The organism is Tumebacillus permanentifrigoris, from assembly GCF_003148565.1.
GTDB classification, from domain to species: domain Bacteria; phylum Bacillota; class Bacilli; order Tumebacillales; family Tumebacillaceae; genus Tumebacillus; species Tumebacillus permanentifrigoris.
The window spans coordinates 21,126-47,238 of sequence record NZ_QGGL01000015.1 but is presented as its reverse complement, the minus strand read 5'-3'; the positions used below and the strand labels follow the sequence as shown (position 1 = coordinate 47,238).

The 26,113-nt window shown below is 56.3% G+C and carries 24 protein-coding genes; 4 read left to right on the top strand and 20 right to left on the bottom strand.

Annotated elements, in window-relative coordinates; all coding sequences use genetic code 11:
• Positions 1-85: 85 nt before the first annotated feature.
• The 14 genes from dnaJ to gpr all read right to left on the bottom strand — a co-directional run bounded on the left by dnaJ (position 86) and on the right by gpr (position 17,345).
• The gene (gene dnaJ / locus C7459_RS16295) at positions 86-1,231 is read right to left on the bottom strand and encodes a molecular chaperone DnaJ (protein ID WP_109690358.1); all 1,146 of its coding nucleotides are present in this window, start codon (positions 1,229-1,231) and stop codon (positions 86-88) included.
• 17 nt (positions 1,232-1,248) lie between these two features.
• Positions 1,249-3,078 (bottom strand): molecular chaperone DnaK, encoded by a 1,830-nt coding sequence (gene dnaK, locus C7459_RS16290; RefSeq protein ID WP_109690357.1) that lies wholly within the window; start codon positions 3,076-3,078, stop codon positions 1,249-1,251.
• A gap of 48 nt (positions 3,079-3,126) precedes the next feature.
• Positions 3,127-3,675 carry a nucleotide exchange factor GrpE gene (grpE, locus tag C7459_RS16285; protein WP_245884591.1) on the bottom strand — a complete coding sequence of 183 codons (549 nt, stop codon included), beginning with the start codon at positions 3,673-3,675 and terminating at the stop codon, positions 3,127-3,129.
• Positions 3,676-3,700: 25 nt separating this feature from the next.
• On the bottom strand, positions 3,701-5,248 hold the full coding sequence (locus tag C7459_RS16280) for a TCP-1/cpn60 chaperonin family protein (protein WP_109690355.1): 1,548 nt from the start codon (positions 5,246-5,248) through the stop codon (positions 3,701-3,703).
• A gap of 100 nt (positions 5,249-5,348) precedes the next feature.
• Positions 5,349-6,398 (bottom strand): heat-inducible transcriptional repressor HrcA, encoded by a 1,050-nt coding sequence (hrcA, locus tag C7459_RS16275; protein WP_109690354.1) that lies wholly within the window; start codon positions 6,396-6,398, stop codon positions 5,349-5,351.
• 291 nt (positions 6,399-6,689) lie between these two features.
• On the bottom strand, positions 6,690-7,661 hold the full coding sequence (locus tag C7459_RS16270) for a PD-(D/E)XK nuclease family protein (RefSeq protein ID WP_109690353.1): 972 nt from the start codon (positions 7,659-7,661) through the stop codon (positions 6,690-6,692).
• Between the two features lie 129 nt (positions 7,662-7,790).
• Positions 7,791-8,942 (bottom strand): radical SAM family heme chaperone HemW, encoded by a 1,152-nt coding sequence (hemW, locus tag C7459_RS16265; RefSeq protein ID WP_245884590.1) that lies wholly within the window; start codon positions 8,940-8,942, stop codon positions 7,791-7,793.
• Positions 8,943-8,944: 2 nt separating this feature from the next.
• Positions 8,945-10,252 carry a tetratricopeptide repeat protein gene (locus tag C7459_RS16260; protein ID WP_146201026.1) on the bottom strand — a complete coding sequence of 436 codons (1,308 nt, stop codon included), beginning with the start codon at positions 10,250-10,252 and terminating at the stop codon, positions 8,945-8,947.
• Between the two features lie 93 nt (positions 10,253-10,345).
• Entirely contained in the window at positions 10,346-12,160 is a 1,815-nt protein-coding gene (gene lepA, locus C7459_RS16255) for a translation elongation factor 4 (protein WP_109690350.1), read from the bottom strand.
• A 71-nt stretch (positions 12,161-12,231) separates the two neighbouring features.
• Positions 12,232-12,606 (bottom strand): DUF3679 domain-containing protein, encoded by a 375-nt coding sequence (locus C7459_RS16250; protein WP_109690349.1) that lies wholly within the window; start codon positions 12,604-12,606, stop codon positions 12,232-12,234.
• A gap of 88 nt (positions 12,607-12,694) precedes the next feature.
• Positions 12,695-13,945: a stage II sporulation protein P gene (gene spoIIP / locus C7459_RS16245; protein ID WP_109690348.1), complete on the bottom strand. Its 1,251-nt coding sequence runs from the start codon at positions 13,943-13,945 to the stop codon at positions 12,695-12,697.
• A 121-nt stretch (positions 13,946-14,066) separates the two neighbouring features.
• Positions 14,067-15,320, bottom strand: a complete 1,254-nt coding sequence (locus tag C7459_RS16240; RefSeq protein WP_109690347.1) for an SGNH/GDSL hydrolase family protein — start codon at positions 15,318-15,320, stop codon at positions 14,067-14,069.
• 126 nt (positions 15,321-15,446) lie between these two features.
• Positions 15,447-16,142, bottom strand: a complete 696-nt coding sequence (locus tag C7459_RS16235) for an AMP-binding protein (RefSeq protein WP_109690346.1) — start codon at positions 16,140-16,142, stop codon at positions 15,447-15,449.
• Between the two features lie 219 nt (positions 16,143-16,361).
• Positions 16,362-17,345: a GPR endopeptidase gene (gene gpr, locus C7459_RS16230; RefSeq protein WP_109690444.1), complete on the bottom strand. Its 984-nt coding sequence runs from the start codon at positions 17,343-17,345 to the stop codon at positions 16,362-16,364.
• A 223-nt stretch (positions 17,346-17,568) separates the two neighbouring features.
• Between gpr and rpsT the strand changes: the two genes are divergently transcribed.
• Positions 17,569-17,838, top strand: a complete 270-nt coding sequence (gene rpsT, locus C7459_RS16225) for a 30S ribosomal protein S20 (protein WP_109690345.1) — start codon at positions 17,569-17,571, stop codon at positions 17,836-17,838.
• 127 nt (positions 17,839-17,965) lie between these two features.
• Here rpsT and C7459_RS16220 read toward each other — a convergent pair whose 3' ends face one another.
• From C7459_RS16220 to C7459_RS16205, 4 genes are all read right to left on the bottom strand, one after another.
• Positions 17,966-18,751, bottom strand: coding sequence for a C1 family peptidase (locus C7459_RS16220; RefSeq protein WP_245884588.1), 786 nt, complete (start codon positions 18,749-18,751; stop codon positions 17,966-17,968).
• Positions 18,752-18,891: 140 nt separating this feature from the next.
• Complete coding sequence (locus C7459_RS16215; RefSeq protein ID WP_109690344.1) at positions 18,892-19,179, bottom strand: alpha/beta-type small acid-soluble spore protein; 288 nt, start codon at positions 19,177-19,179, stop codon at positions 18,892-18,894.
• A gap of 48 nt (positions 19,180-19,227) precedes the next feature.
• Complete coding sequence (gene holA, locus C7459_RS16210) at positions 19,228-20,280, bottom strand: DNA polymerase III subunit delta (protein WP_109690343.1); 1,053 nt, start codon at positions 20,278-20,280, stop codon at positions 19,228-19,230.
• A 394-nt stretch (positions 20,281-20,674) separates the two neighbouring features.
• Positions 20,675-21,859 carry an NAD(P)/FAD-dependent oxidoreductase gene (locus C7459_RS16205; protein WP_109690342.1) on the bottom strand — a complete coding sequence of 395 codons (1,185 nt, stop codon included), beginning with the start codon at positions 21,857-21,859 and terminating at the stop codon, positions 20,675-20,677.
• Between the two features lie 152 nt (positions 21,860-22,011).
• On the opposite strand from C7459_RS16205, the gene uvsE reads away from it, so the two are divergent.
• Complete coding sequence (gene uvsE / locus C7459_RS16200; RefSeq protein ID WP_109690341.1) at positions 22,012-22,977, top strand: UV DNA damage repair endonuclease UvsE; 966 nt, start codon at positions 22,012-22,014, stop codon at positions 22,975-22,977.
• Positions 22,978-23,020: 43 nt separating this feature from the next.
• Here uvsE and C7459_RS16195 read toward each other — a convergent pair whose 3' ends face one another.
• On the bottom strand, positions 23,021-24,022 hold the full coding sequence (locus C7459_RS16195) for a cation diffusion facilitator family transporter (protein ID WP_109690340.1): 1,002 nt from the start codon (positions 24,020-24,022) through the stop codon (positions 23,021-23,023).
• A gap of 184 nt (positions 24,023-24,206) precedes the next feature.
• Positions 24,207-24,332 (bottom strand): hypothetical protein, encoded by a 126-nt coding sequence (locus C7459_RS24035; protein WP_281272785.1) that lies wholly within the window; start codon positions 24,330-24,332, stop codon positions 24,207-24,209.
• Positions 24,333-24,497: 165 nt separating this feature from the next.
• Here C7459_RS24035 and C7459_RS16190 point away from each other — a divergent pair, with 165 nt between their 5' ends.
• Together C7459_RS16190 and C7459_RS16185 are read left to right on the top strand one after the other, a co-directional pair.
• Positions 24,498-25,289, top strand: a complete 792-nt coding sequence (locus C7459_RS16190; protein WP_109690339.1) for an S-layer homology domain-containing protein — start codon at positions 24,498-24,500, stop codon at positions 25,287-25,289.
• 155 nt (positions 25,290-25,444) lie between these two features.
• Positions 25,445-26,113 carry a carbonic anhydrase gene (locus tag C7459_RS16185; protein ID WP_211320413.1) on the top strand — a complete coding sequence of 223 codons (669 nt, stop codon included), beginning with the start codon at positions 25,445-25,447 and terminating at the stop codon, positions 26,111-26,113.

The window sequence follows — 26,113 nt, the reverse complement described above, 5'->3', positions numbered from 1 at the left end:
ATAAAAAATACCATACCTGCAAAAATAAATCCACAGGTGATAGGATGCCCGCTAGACACGGGATCTACCACCTGTGGATTTTGGGTCAATTGCTGCGGAATAAAGCGTCCTTCAAGCGTTCGAACATCGAGCGTTCCTGCTCGTGCGTATCCTCGCCCATCGTCGAGGCCAACTCGCGCAACAGCTCTTTTTGTCTGTCGTTCAAGTTGTTCGGAGTGACGACGGTGATGCGCACGTGCTGGTCACCACGCACGTTGGAACGGTTGAGCACCGGAATGCCCTGCCCGCGCAGACGGAAAACTTTGCCCGTCTGGGTGCCTTCTGGGATGCGGAGCATGACTTTGCCATCGATGGTCGGGACTTCGATCTCATCGCCAAGCGCTGCTTGCACAAACGTCAGCGGCACTTCGCAGTACACATCCTCGCCCTCGCGCTCAAAGAAATCATGGTCGCGCACGACGAGCACGACGAACAAGTCACCCGGCGGGCCACCTTTGGCGCCCATCTCACCCGCGCCACTCACGCGGATGCGGTTGCCGGTGTCGACGCCCGGCGGGACGTTGATTTTCATCTGACGGCGCTTGCGCACTTTGCCCTCGCCGTGACAGGTTCCGCACTTCTGCTCGATTTTTTTGCCAGTGCCTGCACAGGTGCGGCATGTCGTGCGGTTGACCATGCGGCCAAGCGGTGTGTTGACGACCTGCTCCTGCTGTCCACTGCCGTTACAAGTCGAGCAGGAGGACACGTTGGTGCCTGGCTTCGCACCGGAGCCGTCACAGGTGTCGCACTCCTCCCAGCGTGGGATCTCAATGGTTTTCTCCACGCCGAATGCCGCTTCCTTGAATTCAACTTGCATCTGGTACTGCAAGTCTTGGCCGCGTTGCGGGCCGTTGCGCTGCCCACGACCGCCACCACCACCGCCACCAAAGAACATGTCAAAAATGTCGCCGAAGTCGCCAAATCCTTGACCGCCTCCGCCAAAACCGCCGCCACCGCCCCCGAACTGGTTCGGGTCTTGGTGACCAAAGCGGTCATAGCTCGCGCGTTTGTTCGAATCGGAGAGCGTCTCATATGCCTCTGAGACTTCCTTGAACTTATCTCCGGCAGACGGATCGTCTTTGTTGACGTCCGGGTGGTATTGGCGTGCGAGTTTGCGGTAGGCCTTTTTGACTTCCTCTGGCGTCGCATCCTTGCCGACGCCGAGGACTTCATAATAATCTCGTTTGCTCACGACCGCTCACTCATTTCTTATTTCTTCTCTTCTTCCACAACGGTGTAGTCCGCATCGACGACATCGTCCTTGCCACCCGCTGCGCCCTCAGCACCTTCTGCTGCTTGTGCCGCTTGAGCTGCTTGCTCGTACAGTTTCACAGACAAGGCTTGCACGATCTCGGACAGCTCGTCGGACGACTTTTTGATCGCCTCGATGTCTTCGCCTTCCAGCGCTTTTTTGAGGTCTTCTTTGACAGCGTTCGCTTTGTCGACTTCGCCTTGGTCTACTTTGCCTTCGAGGTCCTTGAGGGTCTTTTCGGTTTGGTAGACGAGCGAGTCTGCGGAGTTGCGGATGTCGACTTCCTCACGGCGTGCTTTGTCTGCATCTGCGTTCGCTTCTGCTTCCTTCACCATGCGATCGATCTCTTCATCGGACAGACCGGTGTTCGAGGTGATGGTGATTTTTTGTTGCTTGCCGGTGCCCAGGTCTTTTGCAGATACGTTGACGATCCCGTTCGCGTCGATGTCGAAGGTGACTTCGATTTGCGGCACGCCACGCGGTGCCGGCGGGATATCGGACATCTGGAAGCGACCGAGGGTTTTGTTGTCGCGAGCGAATTCGCGCTCCCCTTGCAGAACGTGGATGTCGACGCCCGTTTGGTTGTCAGCCGCGGTGGAGTACACTTGCGACTTGGAGGTCGGGATCGTAGTGTTGCGCTCGATCATGCGAGTCATGACGCCGCCGAGGGTTTCGATGCCCAGGGAGAGCGGGGTCACGTCGAGCAGGACCACGTCTTTGACTTCACCAGTCAGGACGCCACCTTGAACTGCTGCGCCGATTGCAACGACTTCGTCCGGGTTTACGCCTTTGGACGGTTCTTTGCCGGTCAGCTTTTTGACAGCTTCGACGACAGCCGGGATCCGGGTGGAACCGCCGACGAGGACGATCTTGTCGATTTGGTTGAGCGAGAGGCCGGAGTCTTTCAACGCTTGACGGGTCGGAACCATCGTTGCTTCCACGAGGTCAGCGGTCATCTCATCGAACTTCGCACGGGTCAGGTTGACTTCCAAGTGCTTCGGACCTTCTGCGGTCATCGAGATGAACGGCAGCGAGATCGTGGTGGCGGTGACGCCGGAGAGTTCTTTTTTCGCTTTTTCCGCTGCGTCTTTGAGACGTTGCAACGCCATCTTGTCTTTGGAGAGATCGATGCCGTTTTCTTTTTTGAAGGTGTCGACGAGGTATGCGATGATCTTGTCATCGAAATCGTCGCCGCCCAGTTTGTTGTTACCGGAAGTTGCTTTTACTTCAAATACACCGTCGCCCAGTTCGAGGATCGAGACGTCGAAGGTACCACCGCCCAGGTCATAGATCAGGATGGTTTGGTCTTCTTCCTTGTCAAGGCCATACGCCAGTGCTGCTGCAGTCGGCTCGTTGACGATCCGCAGAACTTCGAGGCCCGCGATCTTGCCTGCGTCCTTGGTCGCTTGGCGTTGGGAGTCGTTGAAATAGGCCGGAACGGTGATGACCGCTTGGGTGACCGTTTCGCCGAGGTATGCTTCTGCATCAGACTTGAGCTTTTGCAGGATCATCGCCGAGATTTCTTGCGGGGAGTAGTCTTTGCCTTCTACCGATTCCTTGTGGTTGGTGCCCATGTAACGCTTGATCGACATGACGGTGTTGTCCGGGTTGGTGACCGCTTGGCGTTTCGCAACGTCACCGACGAGGCGCTCGCCGTTTTTCATCCCGAGAACGGACGGGGTGGTGCGGTTGCCTTCTGCGTTGGGGATGACGACCGGTTCGCCGCCTTCCATTACTGCTACACAAGAGTTGGTGGTGCCGAGGTCAATACCGATTACTTTAGACATGAATGGTTCCCTCCTGGAAGTATCTAGTTTTCTATTCTAGGAAAAAAGTTATTGGCTGACTTGAACCATCGCAGGGCGAATGGTTTTTTCCTTGAGCTTGTAGCCCTTGCGCATCTCCATGACGACAGTGCCTGCCGGGTGATCCGCAGACTCCACTTGCATCACACCTTCATGGACATTGGGGTCAAACGGCTGGCCGACCGACTCAATCGCGCTCAGACCATAGTTGCTGAGTGCGGTTTGCAGCTGACGGTAGACCATGTCGATGCCGGTGAGCAGCGTTTTGGCATCGCTGTTGTCGGCCGACTTCATCGCCATCTCGAAGGTGTCGAGCACCGGGAGCAGTTCCTCGATGATCTTGGTGTTCGCATAGGCTGCGAACTCTTCCTTCTCCTGACGACTGCGACGGCGGAAGTTATCAAAGTCTGCCTGTGCGCGCAGGTAGCGAGTCTTGTAATCGTCCGCTTCGGCGCCCAGACGTGCCACTTCCGCGAGCAATTCCTCACGGGTGCGGGTGTCCTCAACTCCCGGAGCTTCCGTTTCGACAGCTTCGGTTTCCAGGGTGTCAACAGTCTCTTCCATACGGTTGTCTTCCATTTTGTTGAACCTCCTAAAAAAGCCTTTATTCTTCCTCATCCGTGCGGTCCTTCATCCGAATGATGGTATGGATGCGCATGATGGCGACGGTGACTTCTCCAGCGGCGCGCAGGGCGTGCAGTTTGACAGGGGTCGGGTCGTAGATGCCGTATTCCGCCATGTCACAGACGCTCCCATCCTCGCAGTTGATCGCGAGGGTATCGGAGGCCTGCTCAATTTGGGCGACATTGGCTTCCTCGACCTTCTCCAACGGGTTGAACCCCGCGTTCTGCACGATCTGCGTCATCGGTTTGCGCAAGGCGCGGGCGACCGCTTCGACGCCGAATCCGGTCATGCCGCGCACGGTTTCGCGCATTTTTTCCACTTCGCGTGCCGTCCAGAGTTCCACAGAACCGCCGCCCGGCACGACGCCGCCGCGAACGGCTGCCTGCACAGACGATGCTGCGTCGCGGGCGATGCGCGAACGTTCGCCCACCACTTCCTCCGTCGAGGCTCCGACGAGGATCGTGGCCAGCGATTTGCCGTAACCACCCACGATGCGAATCGTCTCCATCCGCTCGTCTTCAAAAACCGCTTCGGCCCAGCCGAGGAAGCGGTGCAATTCCTCCGCTGACTTGGCGATGCCGGTGCGCTTGATCGGGCGGGCACCCGTGTGCTCCGCGATCTTGCGCAGGTCTTTGGAAGCAACGCGTTGGACGATCATCACGCCCGCTTCGCCGAGCACTTCCTCTGCAACGGGCGAGACGCCGCGGTCTGTGCAGACCACGTTGATTCCGAGCGTGACGAGGGCATCAACGTTTTTGCGGAAATCTTCCTTGTACTGGCGGTAGAGTTGGAAGCCTGCTTCCGTGCCGAGCGCTTCGGAATCGATCTCCTCCGGCTCCAGCGCATCGTCGATCAGTAGAATCTTGGCTTCCTCGACGCGGTCGGGCATCTGCGGCGACATGCGCTGTTTGTTGAGGATCAGACCTTGGAACACTTCTGAGCCCGCGCCGACGCTGGACATGACGTGATCGGAGAGGCGGTATTGTGGATCGCGCAGTTTGTCATAGCCGATCAACTGGGCCGCCTCTGTGACGAGTTGCGCGATGTCTTCGTGTTCGCGACCCGCGACCATCGCCACTTGGTAGAGCACATCCTCGCCAAGACCCTCCAGCGACCGTGCCCGACTTTGCAGACGTTCGACCGCGTAGGAAACCCCTGACGTGATGCCTTCGATCACGCGCGTGACCGGAACTCCGCGCTCGACTTGTGCCACTCCCTCATTCAAAAGCGCCGCTGCCAGCAACGTCGCCGTCGTGGTGCCGTCCCCAATCTCCTCTTGTTGTGCGGAGGCGACGTTGATCAGCATCTTGGCGGCCGGGTGTGTAACTTCCATGCGATTGAGAATCGTCACGCCATCGTTGGTGATGACCACGTGGCCTTGGGTGTCGACAAGCATCGTATCGAGCCCCTTCGGACCGATCGTTCCTTCTACGGCGGAGGCGATGGCGCGCACGGCGGTCGCGTTCGAGTACAGCGCGGCCAGCCGTTCGTCGCCTTCTTGCGGCTTTGGACTAGGGGACTGACTCATCCGGCATAACTCCTATCCGTCTTATGTAAGAGGAGGTTGTCCCTCCTCTTGGTTGGTTGGCTCTACGAAACTACCTCATCAAGTATGAAACAGCAGGCGATTATTTATACAATTGCGTCAACATGTGCGAAAGTGACGACGAGAACTGGTGCAGCGTGTGGATCACGCGTCCGTACTCCATGCGCGTGGGGCCGAGCACCCCGATCGCTCCGACGGGGATGCCGTCGATGGTGTAGGAAGCGGTGACCAACGAGCATTCATGGATCGTCTCGATCGCGTTCTCCTGTCCGATCCGCACTTGGACGCCGCCTGTGGAGGTGCCTTCGAGCATCCGAAGCAGTTTTTGCGTCTGTTCGAACATGTCGAGCAGCGGTTTGAGCTTTTCTACATCGCGGAACTCCGGTTGGTTCATGATCCGGGTGGCACCGCCAAGGTAGATTTTCTGCGCACCGGCTGCTTCATCGGTCGGTTCGACCATCTGATCGAACAACATCATCGCACCCTCAAACTGTTCGGAGTAGCGGCGGAGTTCGTCGGCGACTTCGGTGTGCAGAGCCATTTTCAGCTTATGCAGCGGGACGCCGACCAGTTTGCGGTTGAGCAGTTCCACATAGTGCTGTAGCGCTTCCGGGGGGAGCCCCTCCGGGATCATCACCTTGCGCGATTCGACGTGACCGTTGTCGGTGACGATGATCGCCACCGCCATGCGCGTTTCCAGCGAGAGCAGTTGCAGTTGAATGCTGTGCAACTTGGTGGTGAACACCTGCGGACCGAGGACGATGGCGGTGTAGTTGGTCAGACTGGACAGGATCGTCGCGGTCTGTTGCACCACTTGTTCCATCTCATCGAGGCGAGTCAGGAAGCTCGAACGAATCGTGCTGACATCGCTGCTCTCCTCGTCGTTGTCAGGGTTCATGAGGTGGTCTACGTAAAAACGGTAGCCCTTTTGCGACGGGATGCGCCCGGCGGAGGTATGCGGCTGTTCGAGGTAGCCCAGTTCCTCCAGATCGGCCATCTCGTTGCGGATGGTCGCCGGTGAAATCGACATGTCCGGTCGCTTGGAGATCGTGCGCGAGCCAACCGGTTCCGCCGAGCGAATGTAATCATCCACCAAGACTTGCAGAATGACTTTCTGACGATCGGTCAACATAGCGAGCACGCCTCCCATTTTGTCGCTTTGTTAGCACTCGATCACTACGAGTGCTAAGTCTAGATAAAATGTAGCAAAATCGGCGTGCCGTTGTCAACGGAATCCCACCAAAAATGAAAAAAAGTCGCGTGTTGTTCACAGAGCGACTTTTTTTGAATATAAGAAGGTGGCCAGCCCGTCGATTTCGTACTTGATGCTGGCCATTATGTTGCCGCGAATTTTTTCGTGACAGGTCTGTCCTGCATCTTCTTGGATACTGCATCTACTTAGAGGATGGATTCAAGGCGCTCCTTATCCTGCGTTCTCGTCCAGTTCGACATCTGTCGCATCCGTCAGTTCGCGGTCTTTCAATTCGCAGAGTTGGCGGTAGTTGCAGAAGCGGCAGGAGCGCGGGTGGGCCGCTCCTTGGAAGTCGAGGATCGAGAGCGGTTGGTTTTGCACAGGATTTTGCAGGTAGGACTTCATCTCCGTGGTGCTGGCGACGATTTTTTCCTCGATCTGCTCAATGTTGGCTGCGGTGACGGTGGTTTTCTTGCAGGTGCCAGGCAGCAGGTACTCGGTGCGGATCTCAATCTGCTCCAGCGGCACGCCGAGTTCACGCGTCAGGTAGTAGGCGTAGAGGTACAACTGCTCCTCAATGCTGTCATCCTCCTGCCCGGTCTTCCAGTCTGCGATGATGTAGCGCTCCCCGATCCGATAGAGGATGTCAAGTTTCACGTAGACTTTTTCCCCGCGCACGTAGATCGTGTTCAGCTTCTCCATCTCCAGAATCTCCACGCGTGGATCGGTGGTGATCTCTCGTAGGGATTCGCTGTCGAGCAAGTTTTGCAGACAGGTGTCCATCCGCTCCTTGATCGACTCGACAATTTTCTTGGGCAGTTGTTGGTAGTAGTACATCTCCACCAGCATCTTGCGCTTTTTCGGTGCCTCGGCCCATTGCGGGACGTTTTTCGATTCGAGCACCGCTTGGTTCATCAGGTTGCGGAGCTTGTCATACAGCTCCGTGAAGGAGAACAGGTGGCCCTTTGCCTGCCACTGCCGGATGTACATATCCGCCAGTTGGTGCAGCGCATCCCCAAAGATCAGGTAGAGGTTGGCCATCTGTTTCAAGCGGTACGTCGTGCGCTGCTCCTCTGTCGCATCGCGGAGCCAGCCGTTGTGGGAGCCGTAATAATGATAAAAGTACCGTCGTGGGCACTCTTGGAAGAGATGATCGCGCGAGTGCGACCAAGACCATTCAGGGTACGGGGTGATCTGGAACATGGACAAACTCCTTTGCTGGAAAGCTAGACTGTCTCCAGTTTACTATAGAACGGCCGCACGAGCCGTTTTTCCACGAAAAAAGACCAACCTGCACATGCGCACAGGTTGGTCTGGTCATTTTTCCAATCCCTACTCGCCCGCTCCCAAAAACTCTGCAAACACCTCATTGGCAAGGAAGATCCCCTGCTCCGTCAGGCGCACTCCGGTCTCGTCCACGGTGAGCAATCCACGCGCTTCATACTTGCGGATCGGGGCGGCGAACACATCGAGCATCTCAGTACCGTGGCGCGCACGGAACCGCTCAAAGGTCACCCCTTCGATCAAGCGCAGTCCGAGGATCATCGTATCCTCGCGCTGAATGGCTTCGTCGATCGCTTCCGTCTCCGTCACCGGGCGTTCGCCACTGACGGTGGTGGAGATGTATTGCGGAACGTCCTTTTGGTTTACGTAGCGCACACCGTCGACATACCCATGGGCCCCAGAGCCCGTCGCCATGTACGGCTCGTTGCGCCAGTAGACTTGGTTGTGTCGCGAGCGGTGACCCGGCTTCGCATAGTTGGAGATCTCGTACATGTCATATCCATTCGCCCGGAACGTGTCCATGACGAGATGGTACATCTGCACTTCCTCGTCCTCATGCGGCAGAATCAACTTGCCCCGCTCGTACCACGTGTAAAACGGTGTGCCTTCCTCGACTTTTAACGAGTACGCCGAGACATGCTCTGGCCCCAACTCGATCAACGCCTTCAAAGTGCCCTCCAGCGTCTCAACGGTCTGCCCAGGCAAGCCGAACATCAGATCGAGGTTGATCGACTGGAACCCCGCCTGACGCGCCAGTTCCCACGAGCGATACACCGCGTCCCGGTCGTGCAACCGACCGAGCTTGACCAAGAGATCGTTGTCAAAACTCTGCACGCCAAAGCTCAAGCGGTTGACCCCGCCGTCCTTCAACACGCGCAGTTTCTCCAGATCGACCGTGCCCGGATTGGACTCGACGGAGATCTCCACACCGTCCGCCATCTTGAAGTGGCGATGCAGCATCTCCATCATCCGCTCACTCTGGCGGGCATCAAAAATCGTCGGAGTGCCCCCGCCGAAAAACACCGTCTGCAAAGGCTTGTGTAGATACGCCGCCGACACGGCCTCCAATTCGCGATCCAAACCGTCCAAGTACCGATCCATCACATCGGATGTTGAAACATAGGAGTTAAAGTCGCAGTAGTAACACTTTGACGCACAAAAAGGGATGTGGACGTACAGTGAGGAGGTTTCGACCTTCACAATCACACCACCATGCGGATGGATTCAATCGGTGACTCGACTTGGAATCCAAGGCGCGGGTTGTTGCTGTTCTCGCCCACCTTCAAGAGGTGTGCACGTTCCGTGTAGTAAGCGATCAATTTGTCGACTTCCGCCTGATCTACCGCTTCTACGCGCTCCAAGATGTAATGCATGATCACTTCCGGCGGTGCCGTCATCGCCGGGCGCGGCGTGCGTTCACCGTTCTCGTCGAGCACCATCGTGTCCTGCCACGGCAGGCGGTTCGCTTGGTCGAGGTAGCCGATCACATCCGGGCAGACCGGCGCTTGTAGCGTCCAGCCCATCGAGAACGCGAACAGGGTGACATTCGGGTTGTGCGAGATGTGTTCGGCCACCACGCGCACTTCATCCGACCAGGCGGTGAACAGGATGCCTTTTTGCGTGGTGTCCAAGAACTCGCGCGGCCCCATCGGGATGCCGGTCAGTTCGGAGAAGGCAAACGCGATCGGTGCCACATCGAGGCTCGCCGGGATGATGTAGTCGTACTGCGGGAAGCCCGGCACTTCTTCGATCATGCGCTTGAAGGTGACGATCGTCTGGGCCACATTCAGCCAGCCGTAGTTGATGAACACGTAGCGACCGTTCAGGTTTTCATTGGGCTCGCCCATGTCTTCCTCCGACGTGCGCAGGAGCGGCGTGCCGTATTGAACGAAGTGCCAATCGCGCAAGTCCTTCGGCGGGAACGCCTCGTAACGCTCGACCATGCTCTTCAAAATGTTCAGCATCACCGGTTGTTCGCCATTTTTCGCATACTCGCCTTCGATGTACGGGAACAGTTCCTTCGCTGCTGCGACATTGTGGTTCAACAGCGAGGTGTACGCCACGTAGAACGCGGTATTCGGGCTCGGGTTGTATTCGTAGGCATTGTGGAATTGCACCAGCGCGTCATCCATGCGGAATTCCTTCAGGAACGAATAGCCCAGTTCGAACACTGCATTGGCCGCCATCGGCACCAGTTCCACGACTTTGCGCAGCGGGTTGATCGCCGAGCCAAACAGGTTGTCATGCATCAAGGCTTGGGCAACTTTGTAGTAAGCATCCGGGTCATCCGGGTTCATGGCAACGTTTTCAAACAACTCCGCCGCCTGTTTGCGGTCGAGCATGCGCAGGACAAACGCATAGCGTTGGTACACGCGCAGGTCGTACACTTCGAGTTTCAGGCAGGTATTCAGCACATCTTGGGCACGGTCGTACAGTTCGTCGGCCATGCAGTCCTCTATATGTTGCAACATCTGTTCGAGTTGCTCTACTTGCTTATCTTCATTGGACACCAATGGAAAATCCCCCTCTATCTACGTCCAGATAACCTCCATTGTACCATAAAAAAACGCCCGATGCGCGCGAGCGCAACGGGCGTTTTTGCATTAGTCGATTTTCAAAACAGCCATGAACGCTTCCTGTGGAACTTCGACGGAACCGACTTGCTTCATGCGCTTCTTGCCTTCTTTTTGCTTGTCGAGCAATTTGCGCTTCCGGGAGATGTCACCGCCGTAACACTTGGCGAGGACGTTTTTGCGGATCGCTTTGATTGTTTCGCGGGAGATGACTTTGTTGCCGATCGCCGCTTGGATCGGGACTTCGAACTGCTGGCGCGGGATCAGTTCCTTGAGCTTCTCACACAGCGAACGGCCGCGCGGGAAGGCTTTGTCCTTGTGTACGATGATCGACAGGGCGTCGATGATCTCGTTGTTCAGCAGGACGTCCATCTTGACCAGTTGCGACGGGCGGTACCCGATCAGTTCATAATCGAACGACGCGTAGCCCTTCGTCCCTGACTTCAGACGGTCAAAGAAATCATAGACCACTTCGGTCAGCGGAATCTCGTACACGAGGGTGACGCGGTTTTGGTCCAGATAGTTCATGTTCTGGAACATGCCGCGCTTTTCTTGGCAGAGCTCCATGATCACGCCGACATAGTCCTTCGGCACAATGATCGACGCCTTCACATACGGCTCCTCGATGCGCTCGATGCGCTGCGGGTCCGGCAGTTTCGACGGGTTGTCGATCTCGATCATGCTGCCATCGGTCGCGTACACGTGGTAGACGACCGACGGTGCGGTGGTGATCAGCGTCAGATCGAACTCGCGCTCCAGACGCTCTTGGATAACTTCCATGTGCAACAGGCCGAGGAAACCACAACGGAAACCGAAACCGAGCGCGGTGGAGGTTTCCGGCTCATACTTGAGCGCCGCGTCGTTGAGTTCCATTTTCTCCAGCGCATCGCGCAAGTCGTTGTATTCGGCGGTATCGACCGGGTACAGTCCGCAGAAGACCATCGGGTTGATGCCGCGGTAGCCTGGGAGCTGCTCTGCGGCCGGGTTGTTCACGAGCGTTACCGTATCACCAACACGGGTGTCGCGGACGTTTTTGATCGAAGCGTGGAAATAGCCGACATCGCCGACCATCAACTCGTCCACCGCTACCATGCGCGGGGTGAGTTTGCCGACTTCGATAACTTCGTACTCGGCTTCGGTCGCCATCATCCGCACTTTTTGGCCGGCTTTCAGGGAACCGTTGACGATCCGCATCTGGACGATTACGCCTTTGTACGGGTCGAAGTAGGAATCATAGATCAGCGCTTGCAGCGGTGCGTCCGGGTCGCCAGTCGGCGCCGGGACTTTTGCTACGATCTGTTCGAGGATCTCTTGAATCCCGATCCCAGACTTTGCCGACGCGAGAACCGCGTCAGACGCATCAAGGCCAATCACTTCCTCGATTTCTTGCTTAACGCGCTCCGGCTCCGCAGACGGAAGGTCGATTTTGTTGATGACTGGGACGATTTCCAGGTTGTTCTCCAGCGCGAGGTATACGTTCGCCAGTGTTTGCGCCTCAATGCCTTGGGCCGCGTCCACGACGAGCAGCGCGCCTTCACAAGCGGCGAGCGAACGCGAAACTTCATAGGTGAAGTCGACATGTCCTGGCGTGTCGATCAGATGCAGGATGTACTCGATGCCGTCCTTCGCCGTGTAGTTCAGGCGTACCGATTGCAACTTGATCGTGATCCCGCGCTCACGCTCGATGTCCATGTTGTCGAGCAACTGGGCTTGCATATCGCGTGAGGCGATCGTGCCTGTATATTCAAGAATGCGGTCAGCCAGCGTGGACTTCCCGTGGTCAATATGTGCGATGATCGAGAAGTTGCGGATCTTCTCTTGACGTTTTCTGGCATCCATGTGCATGCCGTCCCCCTTCTGAGACAATACTGCCCGTAATTATAGCATTAAAAAAAGCCCTGCGCCATCGCAGGGCTTTAATTCGAGGTAAATACTCCGCTCAGCGAGTCGAGAAGTTTCTTGGCTCCGGTTTGCATCCATGTCCCCATGTTGACAGACGCGCTATCCAAGCCATCGGCGACGGTGCTTTGTTGGCCTTCGAGGTCTTGGCTGAGTTCTTGCGACCACGACGGTTTGGTGCTGGTGCCCGTCTTGACGTCCTTGCCGAGAATTTTCAGGTCAACGTCCCCGCGGGGGCCGCTTTTGATCACCAGCGCTTGGGGGTCGTTGGTGCCGACCAGCGAGTTCACGCCCTTTTCCGCCGTGGAGATCCCGAAAATCACCAGCAACGCCAACATGATCAGCAGCACTCCGTATACCGCCGTGTGCTCCAACATCGACTTGATTCGCATCGTCGTAACTCCTCCCCGTTGAGTTTGCTACCCAGTATCGCCTGCTCGACAGCGGGTGATACCCGCGTCCACGGTCACCTAGTTGCTCCTAGTTACTGCCTTGCTGCTTTTGTTCTTGGCGTTGTTGCGAATCCTGTTGTTGCTTGGTCAGCGGTTTCTCCACTGGGACTTGGACTTCCGGGGAGAGCGCTTTGATGTCCTTCAAATATTGAGCAGCGGCTTTGCCCAGCAGTGCAGCGGTGCGCTTTTCCTCTTCTAAGGAATTGCCCGGTCCGCCGATCTCGATCAACACCATGTTCCGGTTTAAGTCTTGGTTGTAGCGGGTGTCGTAGCTCGCAGGGCCTTTTTTCCAGACGCCGCGTGTCAGTCCTGGGTACATTTTGTTCATGTATTCTTGCAGTTTCGTGGCCGTCGCTTGGTTTTGATCGGAGTGCGGATTGTTGCCACCCCCGACGATGAAGTAGACCATCGCGTAATCGACCCCGTCGATGTTGAACGTCGTCTTGTCCCGTGGCAGCGAATCGCGGTGGATGTCAAAAATCAATTTCAAGTCTTTGTGCTCCTTCAGCACTTTCTGCACCGTCACGCGCGAGTAGTCGTAGGCGTCGTCGAAGCTGCCCTGCGTCCAATAGTCCTCTAGCGTTTGCAGCGTCGGCACGCCATTTTTCTTTAACTCTTCCAGCATCGCGGAACCGGCTTGCTCGATGTTTTTCTTGGCATCGTAGGCACGGTCGGCGTTTTGGATCTGCGGCAGATCGGGCAGGAACGACTCCCGGTTGTGCGAGTGGTAGATGTAGACCAGCGGTTCGTTGTTGTTCGCCGGGATGACGTCCTCCACTTTCTCACGCGGCTTGGCCTCTAGATTCGGCGGCGGTGCGTTTTTGTCCGCATGGTCATCAGAGGGCGGAACGGTGTAGGTCGGGTCGGGGGTCAGCAGCTTGAAATCGCTGACCGCCATCCCCGGCACTTGGAACCCGAGCATCGTCAGCGGATTGCCCGCGTCGATATCGGTGAACAAGTAGAGCAACATGTTGCTCAACCCCCGTGGCGAAGCGTTCGATTCCGCGAGGGTCGGCGTCGGGCCAATCGAGGCGTACATCGGGAGTTCCTGTGACATCACCCCGTTGAGCGAATGCACGGAGATGCTGTGCAGGATGCGACCCGCCAGCCCCTTGCTCTGTCCCCCTGTGATCAATTGCACCGCCACCACACAGACGATGATGGAAAAAACGGCTGTGGCAAGCCCCATCGTAATGATCGCGGTGCGCGCCCGCTGGCTGCTTAAATTTAAGGTTAGCGAGCGAAACCGACGTTTGCGCTCGTGATCGAATTTTTTCATCGTGACCGACCTCCTTTGTCTCTCCTGCCTCTACTCTATGAGACACAGTTGCTAGATATGCCAACAAAAAAAGACCGTGCCCCACAGGGGACACGGTCTCTTTTTCTAGCAGGTTGCACACTTATTCGTTGATATAGGCGGTGTTGCTTTGCGGGATGTATTGCACGTCGAGGCCGAGTCCTTCGGAGATCGCACGGAGCGGCACGTAGGTTTTGCTGCCGCCGTGGAGCAGGTGGATCGTGCCATCGATTTGCACCAGTTCGCCATTGACTTCCAGCATGTTGGAGCCGATCGAGAACTTGATGTTGTTATCCTTATAGGAAAGGATCGCCGCTTGTGCGTCCTCGTCCCAGCCAACTTCCGCCCCCAGTGCGGTCGCCAGTTCGCGCAGCCCGACATAGGTGCGATCGTCGACCAGTTCCGGCTTGAATTGCGGAATGAAATCGGTTCCTTTCACCACGAGGTTGATCGGTTCCTCATTCATATCATGACGGTATTGGCCACCCCAGATCGCTTGCGACAACGCTTCTGCGATCACTTCGTAGCCTTGTTGGTTCGGGCGGTTGTCACTTTCGAGGATGTGGGTGTATTCCTGCTCATGACCGACGAATTGCTCGGCTACATGTGCGACGTCAATATGGAAGGTCGGTGCTTTCATGCTCGCGGCAATCGTATCGAGCGTTTCGGTGATGTCACCGTTGATCTCCATCAGGCGGTCGTATGTGCGTTTGTCTGCATTGGCTGGGTAGGAAGCGTAGGTGTCCGCGACGACGATTTTGGCATCTGGTGCGAGTTCGTGGAGGAGGGTGAGCGAGGATCGCATGTTGTCGGCGAATGTAGCGAGCGTTTGGCTGTGCATTTTGGTCACTTCTTCGTCGGTCATGTTCTTGAGGGTTTCCGGCAAGTTTTCACCGTAGTCATGGGTGCCGAGGTTGATCGTGATCAGGTCAGCTTCCCGCAGTTCGGCTTTGGTATCTGGAATGTCTGCAAAAAAGCCCGCGGCGCGCAAGTCGCGCAGGTCCGGTTGAATGCGATCCGTGATCGTGTTCTCGCCGCTCTCGATCGCGGTGAGGTAGTTTTTGAAGCCGGTAGAGGTCAAACCGTCCAACCCGTAGTTTTTCAGCAAGGTGCGTCCCGTGTACAGCGAGGCTTCATAGACGCGCTCCACGTACCCGTATGGCTTGCCCATCATCTCTTCTTGGCCGGGCTCGTTGCTTTGCGTCACCCCATCGCCGAACACCACATAGTGGTGCGGGAGCTTCATCATCTGGTTGGCCGGAACATCAGCCGAAGCCACGCCCGTCCCTGCAAATCCTGCTGCGAGAACGGCTGCTGCGACCAGACCCATGCTTTTGCTACGCTTGTTTGTTTTCATTTTAAACGACCTCTCTTTGTGTATATAAATTATGAATCTATTATATCAGTATTGCTTACTTTTTGACAGATGCTTAATAAAAAAAGAACGCGCCCGCGAAGGGGCACGTTCTTTTTTGAGGATGGGCTATTCGGTGGCTGGGGCAAATCCCAATTGTCCTGCGAGCAGCACGGCACCGCCGGTTTGCGCTTCTGGGTCGCCAAATGCGCCGCGAACGATGTAGTCGTTCTTCACAAGGTCGGCATGACGCACACAGTGGGCAGACGGATCGTCCACGAGACCGGTTGGATGGTACACATAGGCCATCATGTCACTGCGCACGCCAGCATCCTGCCACTTGCTCGCCAATTCGATCGGAATCGCATCGGTGGCGATCCAGCGAACATGGTGCAGTTCGGAGTCGGACTGCTCCCGGAGCACATCCCGGATGGAGTTCAACAGCAACGACGTGGTCAGGATCACCGTCGGGCGCGATCCTTCGACGCTGGCTTGTACCGTTTCGAGATGGCGCACATCGCGTGGCGGTTGCACCGGGACGGCGACAGTTCCGGAGTAGAAGCATCCGAACAAGGCGGCGAGATAGGCCGGACCTTGGGCGTAGAGGAGGACAGCCCGCTCCCCCTTGGCTTTGAAACCTTGGAGCAGCGCCCCCACTGCGCGTGCCCGCTCATCGAGTTGCGCATAGGTCGCAGACCCCAACACTTCCTCCGCGCTGTGGTGCCCAATCATCACGCGATCCTGCGGACGATCCTTCGCGCGACGGCGCAACAGATCGACCAGCGTCACTGTTCCTTCAATAGATGTCACCGAAATATTGTCCATCCAACTTCCCCCTCAAAAGTTGCTCTACTGTATGATATTACTGAGCTTCACTTTTACATTAATTTACCTTGACATTAGTATATCAAACTTACAAGGCATCAACAATACGCAAGAGATAGAATTTTCACATGCCTAATGTAGGATCTGTAAATTTTAACAAAAAAGAGAGCCTGTCGGGTGCGCTCCCGCACAGGCTCTCTTTTCCACAACCACTGATCGTCAGTGCGTGTACAGCGAGGAATCGTCCATCGTGATCGCGTCGTGCAAGGCGACATTTAAACCATTGGCCAGCACGTTCGCCACATCCTCGACGAAGGTATCGATCTCCTTGGGCGTGACCATCAGGTTCTGCCCGATCGGTTGAAGCAACTCGAAGATCAGTTGCTTTTTCTCCCGCTCGTCAAAGTTAGCGAACAACTTGCTCATGCCGTTGTTCGGAACATCCTGCTCCAATCGCTTGACGACCAGATCCATCGCATCGCTGGTGATCGTCACCGCGTCGACGACGGTCGGCACGCCCACGGCGATGACGGGTACGCCGAGCGATTTTTTGTTCAGCCCTTTGCGCTTGTTGCCTACACCCGCTCCAGGTGAGATGCCGACATCTGCAATCTGAATCGTGGTGTTGACGCGCTCCAGCGACCGCGCCGCCAGCGCATCGACGGCGATCACGAGATCCGGCTTGACTTTTTTGACGATCCCGTGTACGATCTCGCTGGTCTCAATCCCCGTGATGCCGAGCACCCCGGGCGCGACCGCAGCGACAGGACGGTAGCCACCGCCCTGCACAAGTTCTGGCATGTGGTCATAGAGATGGCGGGTGACAAATAGATTGTCACACACCTGCGGCCCGAGCGAGTCGGGCGTGACTTTGCGGTTGCCAAGCCCGATCACGAGCACCGTGGATTCTGGCGTCAGGTTGGCGAACTTCTTGAACTCGCGAGCCAGCGTCTCCGAGACGCGGCGTTGGAGATCCGGGTCCTTGTACCGCAATCCGGGCACTTCCAACGTCAGGTAGTTGCCAGGGATTTTGCCCATGATTTTGCCACCGACCTCGTCGAGGATCGACATGCGCGTGATGTGGATGCCATCCGCGTCCTCCTCGGACAGGTCCACACCGGGAATCGAACCGCCGTGTTGGGGCGAAAAAATCTGGTGCGCCTCCAACGCGAGGTCTGTGGAGACGCTATAGGAGTTCCACATCTCTTCTTCTGATTGCGTATGTAACGATTCTTGGCTATACTTGTAACGCGGCTCTTTGCCCACCTACTCCACCTCTTTTTCCAAAGTACGAGATGCAGTTAGGATGTCACAGGGCTGTAAAAATATGCGAAGCAGATCATACCTTGCATGTTTTCGCTAGACATGATAAAATTTCTAATGTCCTTTTTTTCTGGACTTGATCCTTGATTGGAGGTGAATATAGATGCCGAACATTAAATCCGCTATCAAACGCGTGAAGACCATCAGCACTCGCACCCTGCGTAACGCTGCTGCGAAATCCGCGCTGCGCACCGCTGTTAAGAAGTTCGAAGTAGCAATCGCTGCGAACGACGCGAACTCTGCAGCTCTCCTCAAGCAAGCGAACCGTGCTTTGGACAAGGCTGTCACCAAGGGCCTGGTTCACAAGAACACCGCTGCTCGTAAAAAATCCCGTCTGACCAAGAAGTTCAACCAAGCGAACCTCTCCGCGTAAGACGTGTTTTCCATAGGAGCTTCATGACTTTGGCGCCAAAGCGATGGAGTTATTCTCAGATGGATACAAAAAACGACCCGTGGGGTACACCCCTGGGTCGTTTTTTTGTGTACACAGATCGCCATGCCTAGTGACCTGCCCACATGTCGAACACGAACGGCGCTTGCAAGATCGCGTTGTAGTTCCACATCTCATACGGGAAGTAGCAGTGGCCGGCATCGCCCCAGCCCTCGCCCCATGAGTTACGGATGATCACATGACCCTTCTCATCGTCATAGCCGACGGCGAGCACGGCGTGACCGCCCAGCATGTTCTCCGTCTCCGCATTCGGGATCGGCACGATACCATTGTCTGCCACTTCGCGGGTCTCAAAGGAATCATAGACCGCAAACCCGATCACAACCGGCAAGCCTTGGGCAAGCGCGGCCTTCAAGAGCGAGAGGCTCGCGACGCGGTGGTATTCGCCGATGCGGTACAGCGCAGCCGATTTTTCAGCAGCGTCGGTCGGCTTGTCCGTGAAGTGTTCAATTGCGTAGGGGTAATCTGCTTCCGGGCAGACCCCGAGTTTTTGCATCACTTTCATGCCGTCGCGAATCTGGGCACCTGCATCCTCGTTCAACGTTCCTTCGATCAGGCGCTCATGCCAATACAGGTACAGGCGCGAGAGTCGGGTAAACGGCTGACCGGAGCGCAGCAGCAGATACTCGCGCAAGCCGGACGCCATCGCGTTCGCCGTGCAGGAGCCGAGCTGGCCTTGGTCAACGACAGGGGAGCACTTGTCGCGCAGGTCGACGGCGCTAGGCAGTACTTCCGGCGTGTTGAAAACGGCGGTTCGGAACATTTTGTCACGCATGTCTACGGCATCCGGGCGTACATTGTACTTACGGTTTACGTTGTTCATCACTTGACTCATGGAGACCACCGCCTTGATAAATTTTGTCGAATCTTTATCAAGTCTCTATTAAAAACTTGATAGTCTTATTATAAGCGACACCCCGTCCCTTTGTATAGGTATTTTCTGACTATTCTGAAGCGAAAAAAGAACCGCCACGCTTAGGGATGCGGGCGGTTCTGCTCTCGATGTTGTTCGTTGATCATCTGCATCTGGGCGAGGGCGATCAGTTTCTTGACCATCTGACCGCCGATCGGTCCGCCGATCTTGCCAGCTTCTCGTGCGGTCAGTTGACCATTGTCGCCCGGTTGAAGCGGGATGTTCTGTTGCTGAGCGGATGTGATCGCGGCGTCCTCTGGCTTGGCTACGCCCATCACATCCATTTTTAACCGCTCCAGCGCGTCCCGTGCTTCGGGGACCAGCAGGCGTCTGCGTCTCTTGCGCGCCATCTGGAGTCACCTCCCAAGAGTTGTGCCATCTAGGAGGTAGGCTCCCCGTCAGGCGTGCGTCCTAGTCGCGGCCCGGACTTTGTGCGGCAGGGTCAGCAGGAACATCTCCAGTGCGGTGCGGTCGCCGATCTGCCCGGTCTTGATCTTGTAATCGAGCTCCGCGAGGTCGAACAGCAGTCGCTCCAACTCTTTGGGTGAATAGAGGTTGCCTTGTTCGTTGGCGATCTTTGCCGCGTAGGGATGGACGCCGAGCTGTTGTGCGACTTGGTTTAAGTTGTACCCGCGTCCGCTCTGTACTTTGAGCTGGAGCATGATCCGCACTTGGCGGGCAATCATGAACAGCAGCTTGATCGGCTCTTCCTTGTTTTTCAGCAGGTCATACATCATGCGCATCGCACGGTCGACGCGCAGGCGCACCACTTCGTCGATGAACACGAAGATATTTTGCTCCATCGTCCGCATGGCCAGCGTGTCCACGGCCGCCTCGTCAATCGTTCCGCCAGGGCCGGCATAGAGCGCCAGTTTCTCCAGTTCACTGCGCAACAGGCGGAGATTGGTGCCGACGGAGAGAATCATCCGGGCGATGCCATCCGATGTGATCGAACTGCCTTGGCGTTTGACTTCGCTGGCGATCCAGTCGCGGCACTCGTTTTCCTTTAGGGAGACGAACTGCACGACCGTCGCTTTTTGCTGGGCGGACTTGGTCAGTTTCTTGCGCTCGTCGAGTTTTTCTGCGTTCACGGTGAGGATCATCGTCGAGTAGGGAGCCGGGTTCTCAATGTAGGCTTGCAACGCATCGGGGTCGTGATCGACGCGTGGCGACTTGGCCGTGGAGAACACCGCGCAGTTCTGGACGAGAATCAATTTGCGCTCCGACATGAACGGGATCGTCTCCGCTTCATGCACAGCATGTTGAATCGGGGATTCATCAAAGTGGTAGCGCATGTAGTTAAAGTCGTCGATCCCTTGTGGCAGGGCGGCGGCTTGGATGGCTTGCACCACATCATCGATCAGCAGAGCTTCCGTTCCGTAGAGCAGGTAGACCGGCTGGACGATGCCTTTTCTCAGTTCTTGCAGGATGTCACGCATGCTACGGGCCATGCCGGGTGCCCCCTCTCAGGTTTCGTCACCCTGCATTGTACGTTAGATTTGAAACGCGCACAAGAGTAACGCACCCGCTCGTGCTGCCGACAAAGCCTACGATCATTCCGTTTCGCGCAGCACCGCTTGCTTTCCTATAAGATGCGATCGCTGGGGCGAGCACCGGCCGCCTGCACGAACGTCAAGTTCTGGGTAACGTTCCCGTACCATCCGTCTTCTTGATAGGAGATCAACTGCCTCCTCGACGCGATCTGTTTCTCTACTCCTTGGAATTTGTAGCCGCACAACATATTCCAGACTCATTTTGAAACACTAAGAGGGTGAAGTTCAAACGAAAAAAGCCCTCCATCCCCAGCAGGATGTCGGGCCTTGTCGTGGAGAGCTACGATGTTTCTTAGCCCTTACGCTTGAATTGTCCGCGTTTTTGTGAGATCATTCGCAAGCCACCCAAGTGCCAGAGATACTTTGCCTTGGAACCTTCCTTCATCAGTGCGGCGGACACACCTTTGGTGCGAACGCCCTTCACACTGCCGACTCCGACTTCCGCGCCTAACGAGGCGAGGGTGCCGAGGTTGTTGTAGCGGAAGGGTCGCATCGGGTAGCTTTGGAGCTGTGCGGTGATGTTCTGTGCCACCGCATCGCCCATCTGTTCGGCCGCCTGCCCGGTCGGAGGCAACGGTTTGCCATCGGCTCCCGTGAACCACGCGGAGTCCCCGATGACAAATACGTTTGCAAAATCCACCGATTGGCAGAACTCGTTGACTTTGGCACGGCCCTTTGGATCGACTTCAAACCCCGCCTGCTCGATCAACGGGTTCGCCCGCACACCGCCTGTCCAGATGATCGTCTGCGCGTCGATCGTTTCACGAGTTTTCAACTCGACTTGGTTTCGGTTGACCTTGACGATCGCAGTGCCCGTTCGCAGTTGGACGCCCTTGCTTTCTAGGACGCGCAAGGCTTCGGCACGCAAGTCTTCCTCCAGCATCGGCAGGATCGTCGGGGCCGCTTCGAGGTTGATCAACTGGATTTTTTCCAACGGCAGAGCGTATTGGGCTGCCAACTCCGGCATCCAATCGGCCAACTCGCCACAGAGCTCGATGCCTGTCAGCCCGGCACCGCCGACGACGATGCATAGCCTCGTGTCGTCATGGTCCTCCTGCCACGCCGCGAACGTTTTCTCAATGTGTTCGTGCAACTGGCGGGCCGTATCGAGCGACCGCAACACAAGTGCATGCTCCTGCATGCCGGGTATCCCAAAGTATTCAGGTGCGTTGCCCAGTGCGATCACGAGATAGTCATAGGCGAGTTCACCGCGGTCCGTCACAATTGTATTTCCTTGTGGCTTCAACTCCGTGACCCGCGCTTTGACAATTTCTGAGGTCGGTTGGCGCAACACATCGCGCAACGGAACGGAGTATTCTTCAAACTTGTTGCGTCCACCCGCTGGTTCATGCAAAAGTGTGGTAAAATAATGGTATTCATGTTTATTGATCAACGTAAAGGGCTGACCGGCTTTTTCCAAGGCTTTGGCAGCCGCGATGCCACCGTATCCAGCACCAAGTATCAAAAGGTTGGCCATATCGGTCTCACTCCTTTGTGTGACTCGATTTCCCTTAGCGTCTAGTTTCTCAAACGCGTTGGAAAAAATGCTTGTGAAGTCTTGCACGTAGTACCAGTATACGCACAGCGTCACAGATTGTTCCTATATTCACATGTTCTGGAGGAACGCCCATGAAACTACGCGTCGGATTCGTCGCGATGTCAGTCCACCTAAAAAACGCCTCACCTTCTTCGACGATGACCGTCACCAATTTCCAAAAGATCATCGACCGCGAAGCCGCCCTGCGCAAGCTGACGAGCATCGCAGCCAAGAACTTGCAAAACTCGTTGCGCGTCATGCGTCACGCACATGCGCAAGGCATCCATGTCTACCGCTTTACCTCCAAGATCGTTCCGATGATCGGTCATGAGTTGACCGAGGACTGGGACTTCTGGACCAAGCTGAAGCCAGAGTTTGAGGAAGTCGGCAAGTTCGTGCGCGACTCTGGGATGCGCGTCTCGTTCCACCCGGATCATTTCACGTTGCTGAACTCGAAAAGCGAGACGGTGATCGAGAATTCCATCGCTGATCTGGAGCGCCACGTGAAGATGTTCAACCTGATGGAACTCGACCAACGTGCGAAGCTCGTCATGCACATTGGAGGCACGTTCAAAGACAAGGCCGAATCGATCCAGCGCTTCGAAGACAACTACGCGCTGATCCCGGACGAAGTGAAGCGTCGCGTCACGTTGGAAAATGACGACAAGACCTACACTGTGCTGGAAACGCTGGAGCTCTGTGAGCGCCAAGGCATTCCGATGGTGCTGGACATCCACCACCACCGTTGCAACCCAGGGAACGAAGACTTGCGCGATCTCCTGCCGCGGATTTTTGCAACGTGGGACGACACCGGGCTGGTTCCGAAGATCCATGTCTCAAGTCCGAAGAGCGAGACCGACCTGCGCAGCCATGCAGATTACATCGAGCTCTCCGACCTGCTCCCGTTCCTCGACCTTGTACATGAACTGGGAGGTTCTGACCTCGACATCATGGTAGAAGCCAAGCAAAAAGACGATGCCGCCATGCGCCTCGCCAAAGACCTTGCGAAAGTCGAAGGTATGAAACCGATCGACGGCGGCAGCTTCCTGTATAAATAAAAACGCAACCGTCGCTGACGGTTGCGTTTTTTTTGCCGCGTGCTTAGTTCGGTTGGATGTTGATGATCTGACAGGTGTTGTCGGTCTGCGGACATTCGACACAGTGGCTCTCCAGATCGACCTCATTGTGGAAGCAGGTGCTGCATGACGAGGTCTCCAATTGGATCGTCACATGGTGTACGTTGAACTGATCGAGCAACGTCTGTTGCACGAGACGGATGATCGTCTCCCCATCACCGATCGTCGTGACGTCAACTGCGAGATGGCAACTCATGAAGTGCTGCGTCGGCGTCAAACTCCAGATGTGCAGGTCGGTGACAGCCGATACGTGCTGCAGCTTTAACAGCACTTGCTCCACCTGATCTGGCTCCACGTGTGACGGTGCAAATTCCAAGAGGATGTGTGCGCCCTCCCAGGCCATCTTGCCCGCTCCAACGATGATGACGACGCCGACCAGACCGCCTAGCACAGCGTCCACCCAGTACCAACTCGTGAAGTGGATGATCACCGCACCGACGAGGATCGCCAACGAGGACAGCGCGTCGCCGAGGAAGTGCATCCATGCGGACCGCGCGTTCATGTTGTCTTTCTCCTTGCTCAACATATACGTCAGGGCCGTGTAGATCACCAGACCCGCCAGCGTCAGCCAAAAAATCCACGTGCTCGACACGACAGCCGGATGTGCGAAACCCCGCATCGCTTCGATCAGGATGTAGCCGCCCACGGCGACGAGGATCAAGTTCGCGGTAAACGCGCTGAGAATCTCTGCGCGGAACATGCCAAAGGATTGCTTGCGATTCGCCGGTTTCAACGATTGCTTCACGCCCCACCACGACAGAGCGAGCGTCAACAAGTCGCCCGCGAGATGCCAGCCATCCGACAGGAGGGCGAGGGAACCGGTCCAATACCCCCCGATGATTTTGATCAGAAAGACCACGAAGGTCAGTACCATCCCATATCGGATCAACCGCTCCGAGTTCACGGACGCTTGCGAATGGCCGTGATGATGGTGGTGGTGATGACCCTGATGATTGTGTGTATGCATCTCGATGTAGTCCCTCCCTTTTCCCACGTTCTGTTGTGATTATAGTATCATGAGAACTCGCGTATGGCTATAAAAAACGGAGAAAAACCACGAAATCTCACTGAGAATGAGTGTCATCGTCATTTTCGGGATTTCCCATAAAAAAAGGCTCCCATCGCTGGGAGCCTTTTCTCTGCCTACTGGATTAGTGGCATTGCATCGTGGTGGTTTGAACCGGGTAGCACTGCGGGACGAGCAGGAAGAACAACACGAAGATGATCAAGAATACAACTGCCCAGCGGGTGTAATGACCGAATACGCCTTCCATCAAGTAACACTCTCCTTATGAAATGTGGTGGTCTTGTCGACACTCATATACAATGCCGTAGAGGGTGTTTTGGGAAAGGCTCTTGTCTTGGGGAGGAAATAATTGGGCTGTCCTCCTGTCCATCGGTCATACAATGAGGCAATCCTGTACCCTAGAGAGGTGAACACCATGCCTACCCCCATTTTGGGCCAACCGGAAGCGACAGCCTTCCAATTGCGGAACTACCTGCACCAAGTCAATCCGAGTGCGCCCGATTACTCCACATGGTATCTCACCATCGGGCGCAAGTACGGCGTGCGCGGGGATATCGCCTTTTGCCAATCACTGCTGGAGACGAATTACTGGCGGTTCGGCAACCTCGTGCTCCCTGAGCAAAACAACTTTGCCGGCATCGGAGCAGTCGGCGGAGCAGAGCGCGGCAACGTGTTTCCCACGCCGCAAGCAGGGATTGAAGCGCAGATTCAGCATCTCTATGCGTACTCGAGCTCGCTGCCGTTGCCTGCGAACACCGTGCAGATCGATCCGCGCTTTGGCCTCGTGACACGTGGGATCGCGCCGGCCTTTGAGAACCTATCGGGTCGTTGGGCGTCTGATGCTAACTACGGGGCGAAGATCATCGGGATCTACAAGGACTTGATCGCAACGCAAGGTGCGCTAAACCCACCGACAACAGGCGGTGGCACGACGGCTCCGAGCACGGGGACCGGACAGCCGACCAGCGGCACAGGCACGACACCTGCGACTCCAACACCGCCCGTGGCCCCAGTACCCGTCAACCAGCGGTTCGCCGACATCGATGCCAACGCGTGGTATACCCCGTATGTCCAGCGCATCGTCGACCTCGGCATCATGCGCGGCGAGGAAGACAATCGCTTCCACCCCAACGACACCGCCACCCGTGCGGAGTTGGTGGCCGCCTTGTATCAGTTGTACCAGACGCTGCAGAAAAACCAGACGTAAGATGTATGAAAAAAGCCGCCGCGCCATTTGATTGGCGCGGAGGCTTTTTTTAGTTCAACTTGTCGTAGCAGACGATGAACAATCTGGCAAGCTAGAGACACACAAAACTCGGGCACACTACGTTCACCTGTTCCGCATTGGAGGTGCTCCTTTCGGTGAAAAAAGCCTTGCTGTCCACGCTGGTCCTGCCCCTGTTGCTCGCTGTCTGCACGCCGCAAGCTCTCGCGAACGGTCACAACCCGCCACCCTCGGCGGACTCGTCCCTGCAAACGCTGCTCGAAGGAAACAAGCGCTTCGTGGTAGGCAACCTGCTGCATCCGCATCAGACACCCGCCCATCGCACGGGGTTGGCCAAGGGTCAACATCCGATCGCCACGATCCTCAGTTGTTCGGACTCGCGCGTCCCGCCAGAGGTGGTGTTTGACCAAGGGCTTGGCGATCTGTTCGTGACCCGGGTCGCGGGAAATGTGCTCAGCGATGAGGTGCTCGGGAGCATCGAGTACGGCGCAGAACATCTCGAAATTCCGCTGATCGTCGTGCTCGGTCACGAACGCTGTGGCGCTGTGACAGCCGTTGTGCAGGGCGAACACGCGTCTGGTTCGATCAAGTCCCTTTTTAAACACATCCAACCCGCCGTACAAAAAGCCAAGCAGAGCCACCCTCCCGATCTGGTGGAGGCTTCCGTTCGCACCAACGTTCGAATGGTCGTACACCAGATTGAAACCTCCAAGCCGCTCCTCGCCCAGAAAATCCACGCGGGCAAAGTCCACGTCGTCGGTGCTCGCTATGATCTGGACACCGGTGAGATCGAACTGCTTCGCTAA

What these genes read in the sequence shown, in the direction of transcription:
- gpr (WP_109690444.1), bottom strand. Translation starts at nt 17,345, where the DNA reads ATGTGGAACTCCTATAGCGTCTCCACAGACCTCGCGTTGGAGGCGCAC.
- C7459_RS16220 (WP_245884588.1), bottom strand. Translation starts at nt 18,751, where the DNA reads ATGAGTCAAGTGATGAACAACGTAAACCGTAAGTACAATGTACGCCCG.
- C7459_RS16270 (WP_109690353.1), bottom strand. Translation starts at nt 7,661, where the DNA reads ATGTTCCAGATCACCCCGTACCCTGAATGGTCTTGGTCGCACTCGCGC.
- dnaK (WP_109690357.1), bottom strand. Translation starts at nt 3,078, where the DNA reads ATGTCTAAAGTAATCGGTATTGACCTCGGCACCACCAACTCTTGTGTA.
- C7459_RS16205 (WP_109690342.1), bottom strand. Translation starts at nt 21,859, where the DNA reads ATGGCCAACCTTTTGATACTTGGTGCTGGATACGGTGGCATCGCGGCT.
- grpE (WP_245884591.1), bottom strand. Translation starts at nt 3,675, where the DNA reads ATGGAAGACAACCGTATGGAAGAGACTGTTGACACCCTGGAAACCGAA.
- spoIIP (WP_109690348.1), bottom strand. Translation starts at nt 13,945, where the DNA reads ATGAAAAAATTCGATCACGAGCGCAAACGTCGGTTTCGCTCGCTAACC.
- C7459_RS16190 (WP_109690339.1), top strand. Translation starts at nt 24,498, where the DNA reads ATGCCTACCCCCATTTTGGGCCAACCGGAAGCGACAGCCTTCCAATTG.
- uvsE (WP_109690341.1), top strand. Translation starts at nt 22,012, where the DNA reads ATGAAACTACGCGTCGGATTCGTCGCGATGTCAGTCCACCTAAAAAAC.
- holA (WP_109690343.1), bottom strand. Translation starts at nt 20,280, where the DNA reads ATGGCCCGTAGCATGCGTGACATCCTGCAAGAACTGAGAAAAGGCATC.
- C7459_RS16240 (WP_109690347.1), bottom strand. Translation starts at nt 15,320, where the DNA reads ATGAAAACAAACAAGCGTAGCAAAAGCATGGGTCTGGTCGCAGCAGCC.
- C7459_RS16250 (WP_109690349.1), bottom strand. Translation starts at nt 12,606, where the DNA reads ATGCGAATCAAGTCGATGTTGGAGCACACGGCGGTATACGGAGTGCTG.
- C7459_RS16235 (WP_109690346.1), bottom strand. Translation starts at nt 16,142, where the DNA reads ATGGACAATATTTCGGTGACATCTATTGAAGGAACAGTGACGCTGGTC.
- hrcA (WP_109690354.1), bottom strand. Translation starts at nt 6,398, where the DNA reads ATGTTGACCGATCGTCAGAAAGTCATTCTGCAAGTCTTGGTGGATGAT.
- C7459_RS16195 (WP_109690340.1), bottom strand. Translation starts at nt 24,022, where the DNA reads ATGCATACACACAATCATCAGGGTCATCACCACCACCATCATCACGGC.
- rpsT (WP_109690345.1), top strand. Translation starts at nt 17,569, where the DNA reads ATGCCGAACATTAAATCCGCTATCAAACGCGTGAAGACCATCAGCACT.
- C7459_RS16280 (WP_109690355.1), bottom strand. Translation starts at nt 5,248, where the DNA reads ATGAGTCAGTCCCCTAGTCCAAAGCCGCAAGAAGGCGACGAACGGCTG.
- lepA (WP_109690350.1), bottom strand. Translation starts at nt 12,160, where the DNA reads ATGCACATGGATGCCAGAAAACGTCAAGAGAAGATCCGCAACTTCTCG.
- C7459_RS16215 (WP_109690344.1), bottom strand. Translation starts at nt 19,179, where the DNA reads ATGGCGCGCAAGAGACGCAGACGCCTGCTGGTCCCCGAAGCACGGGAC.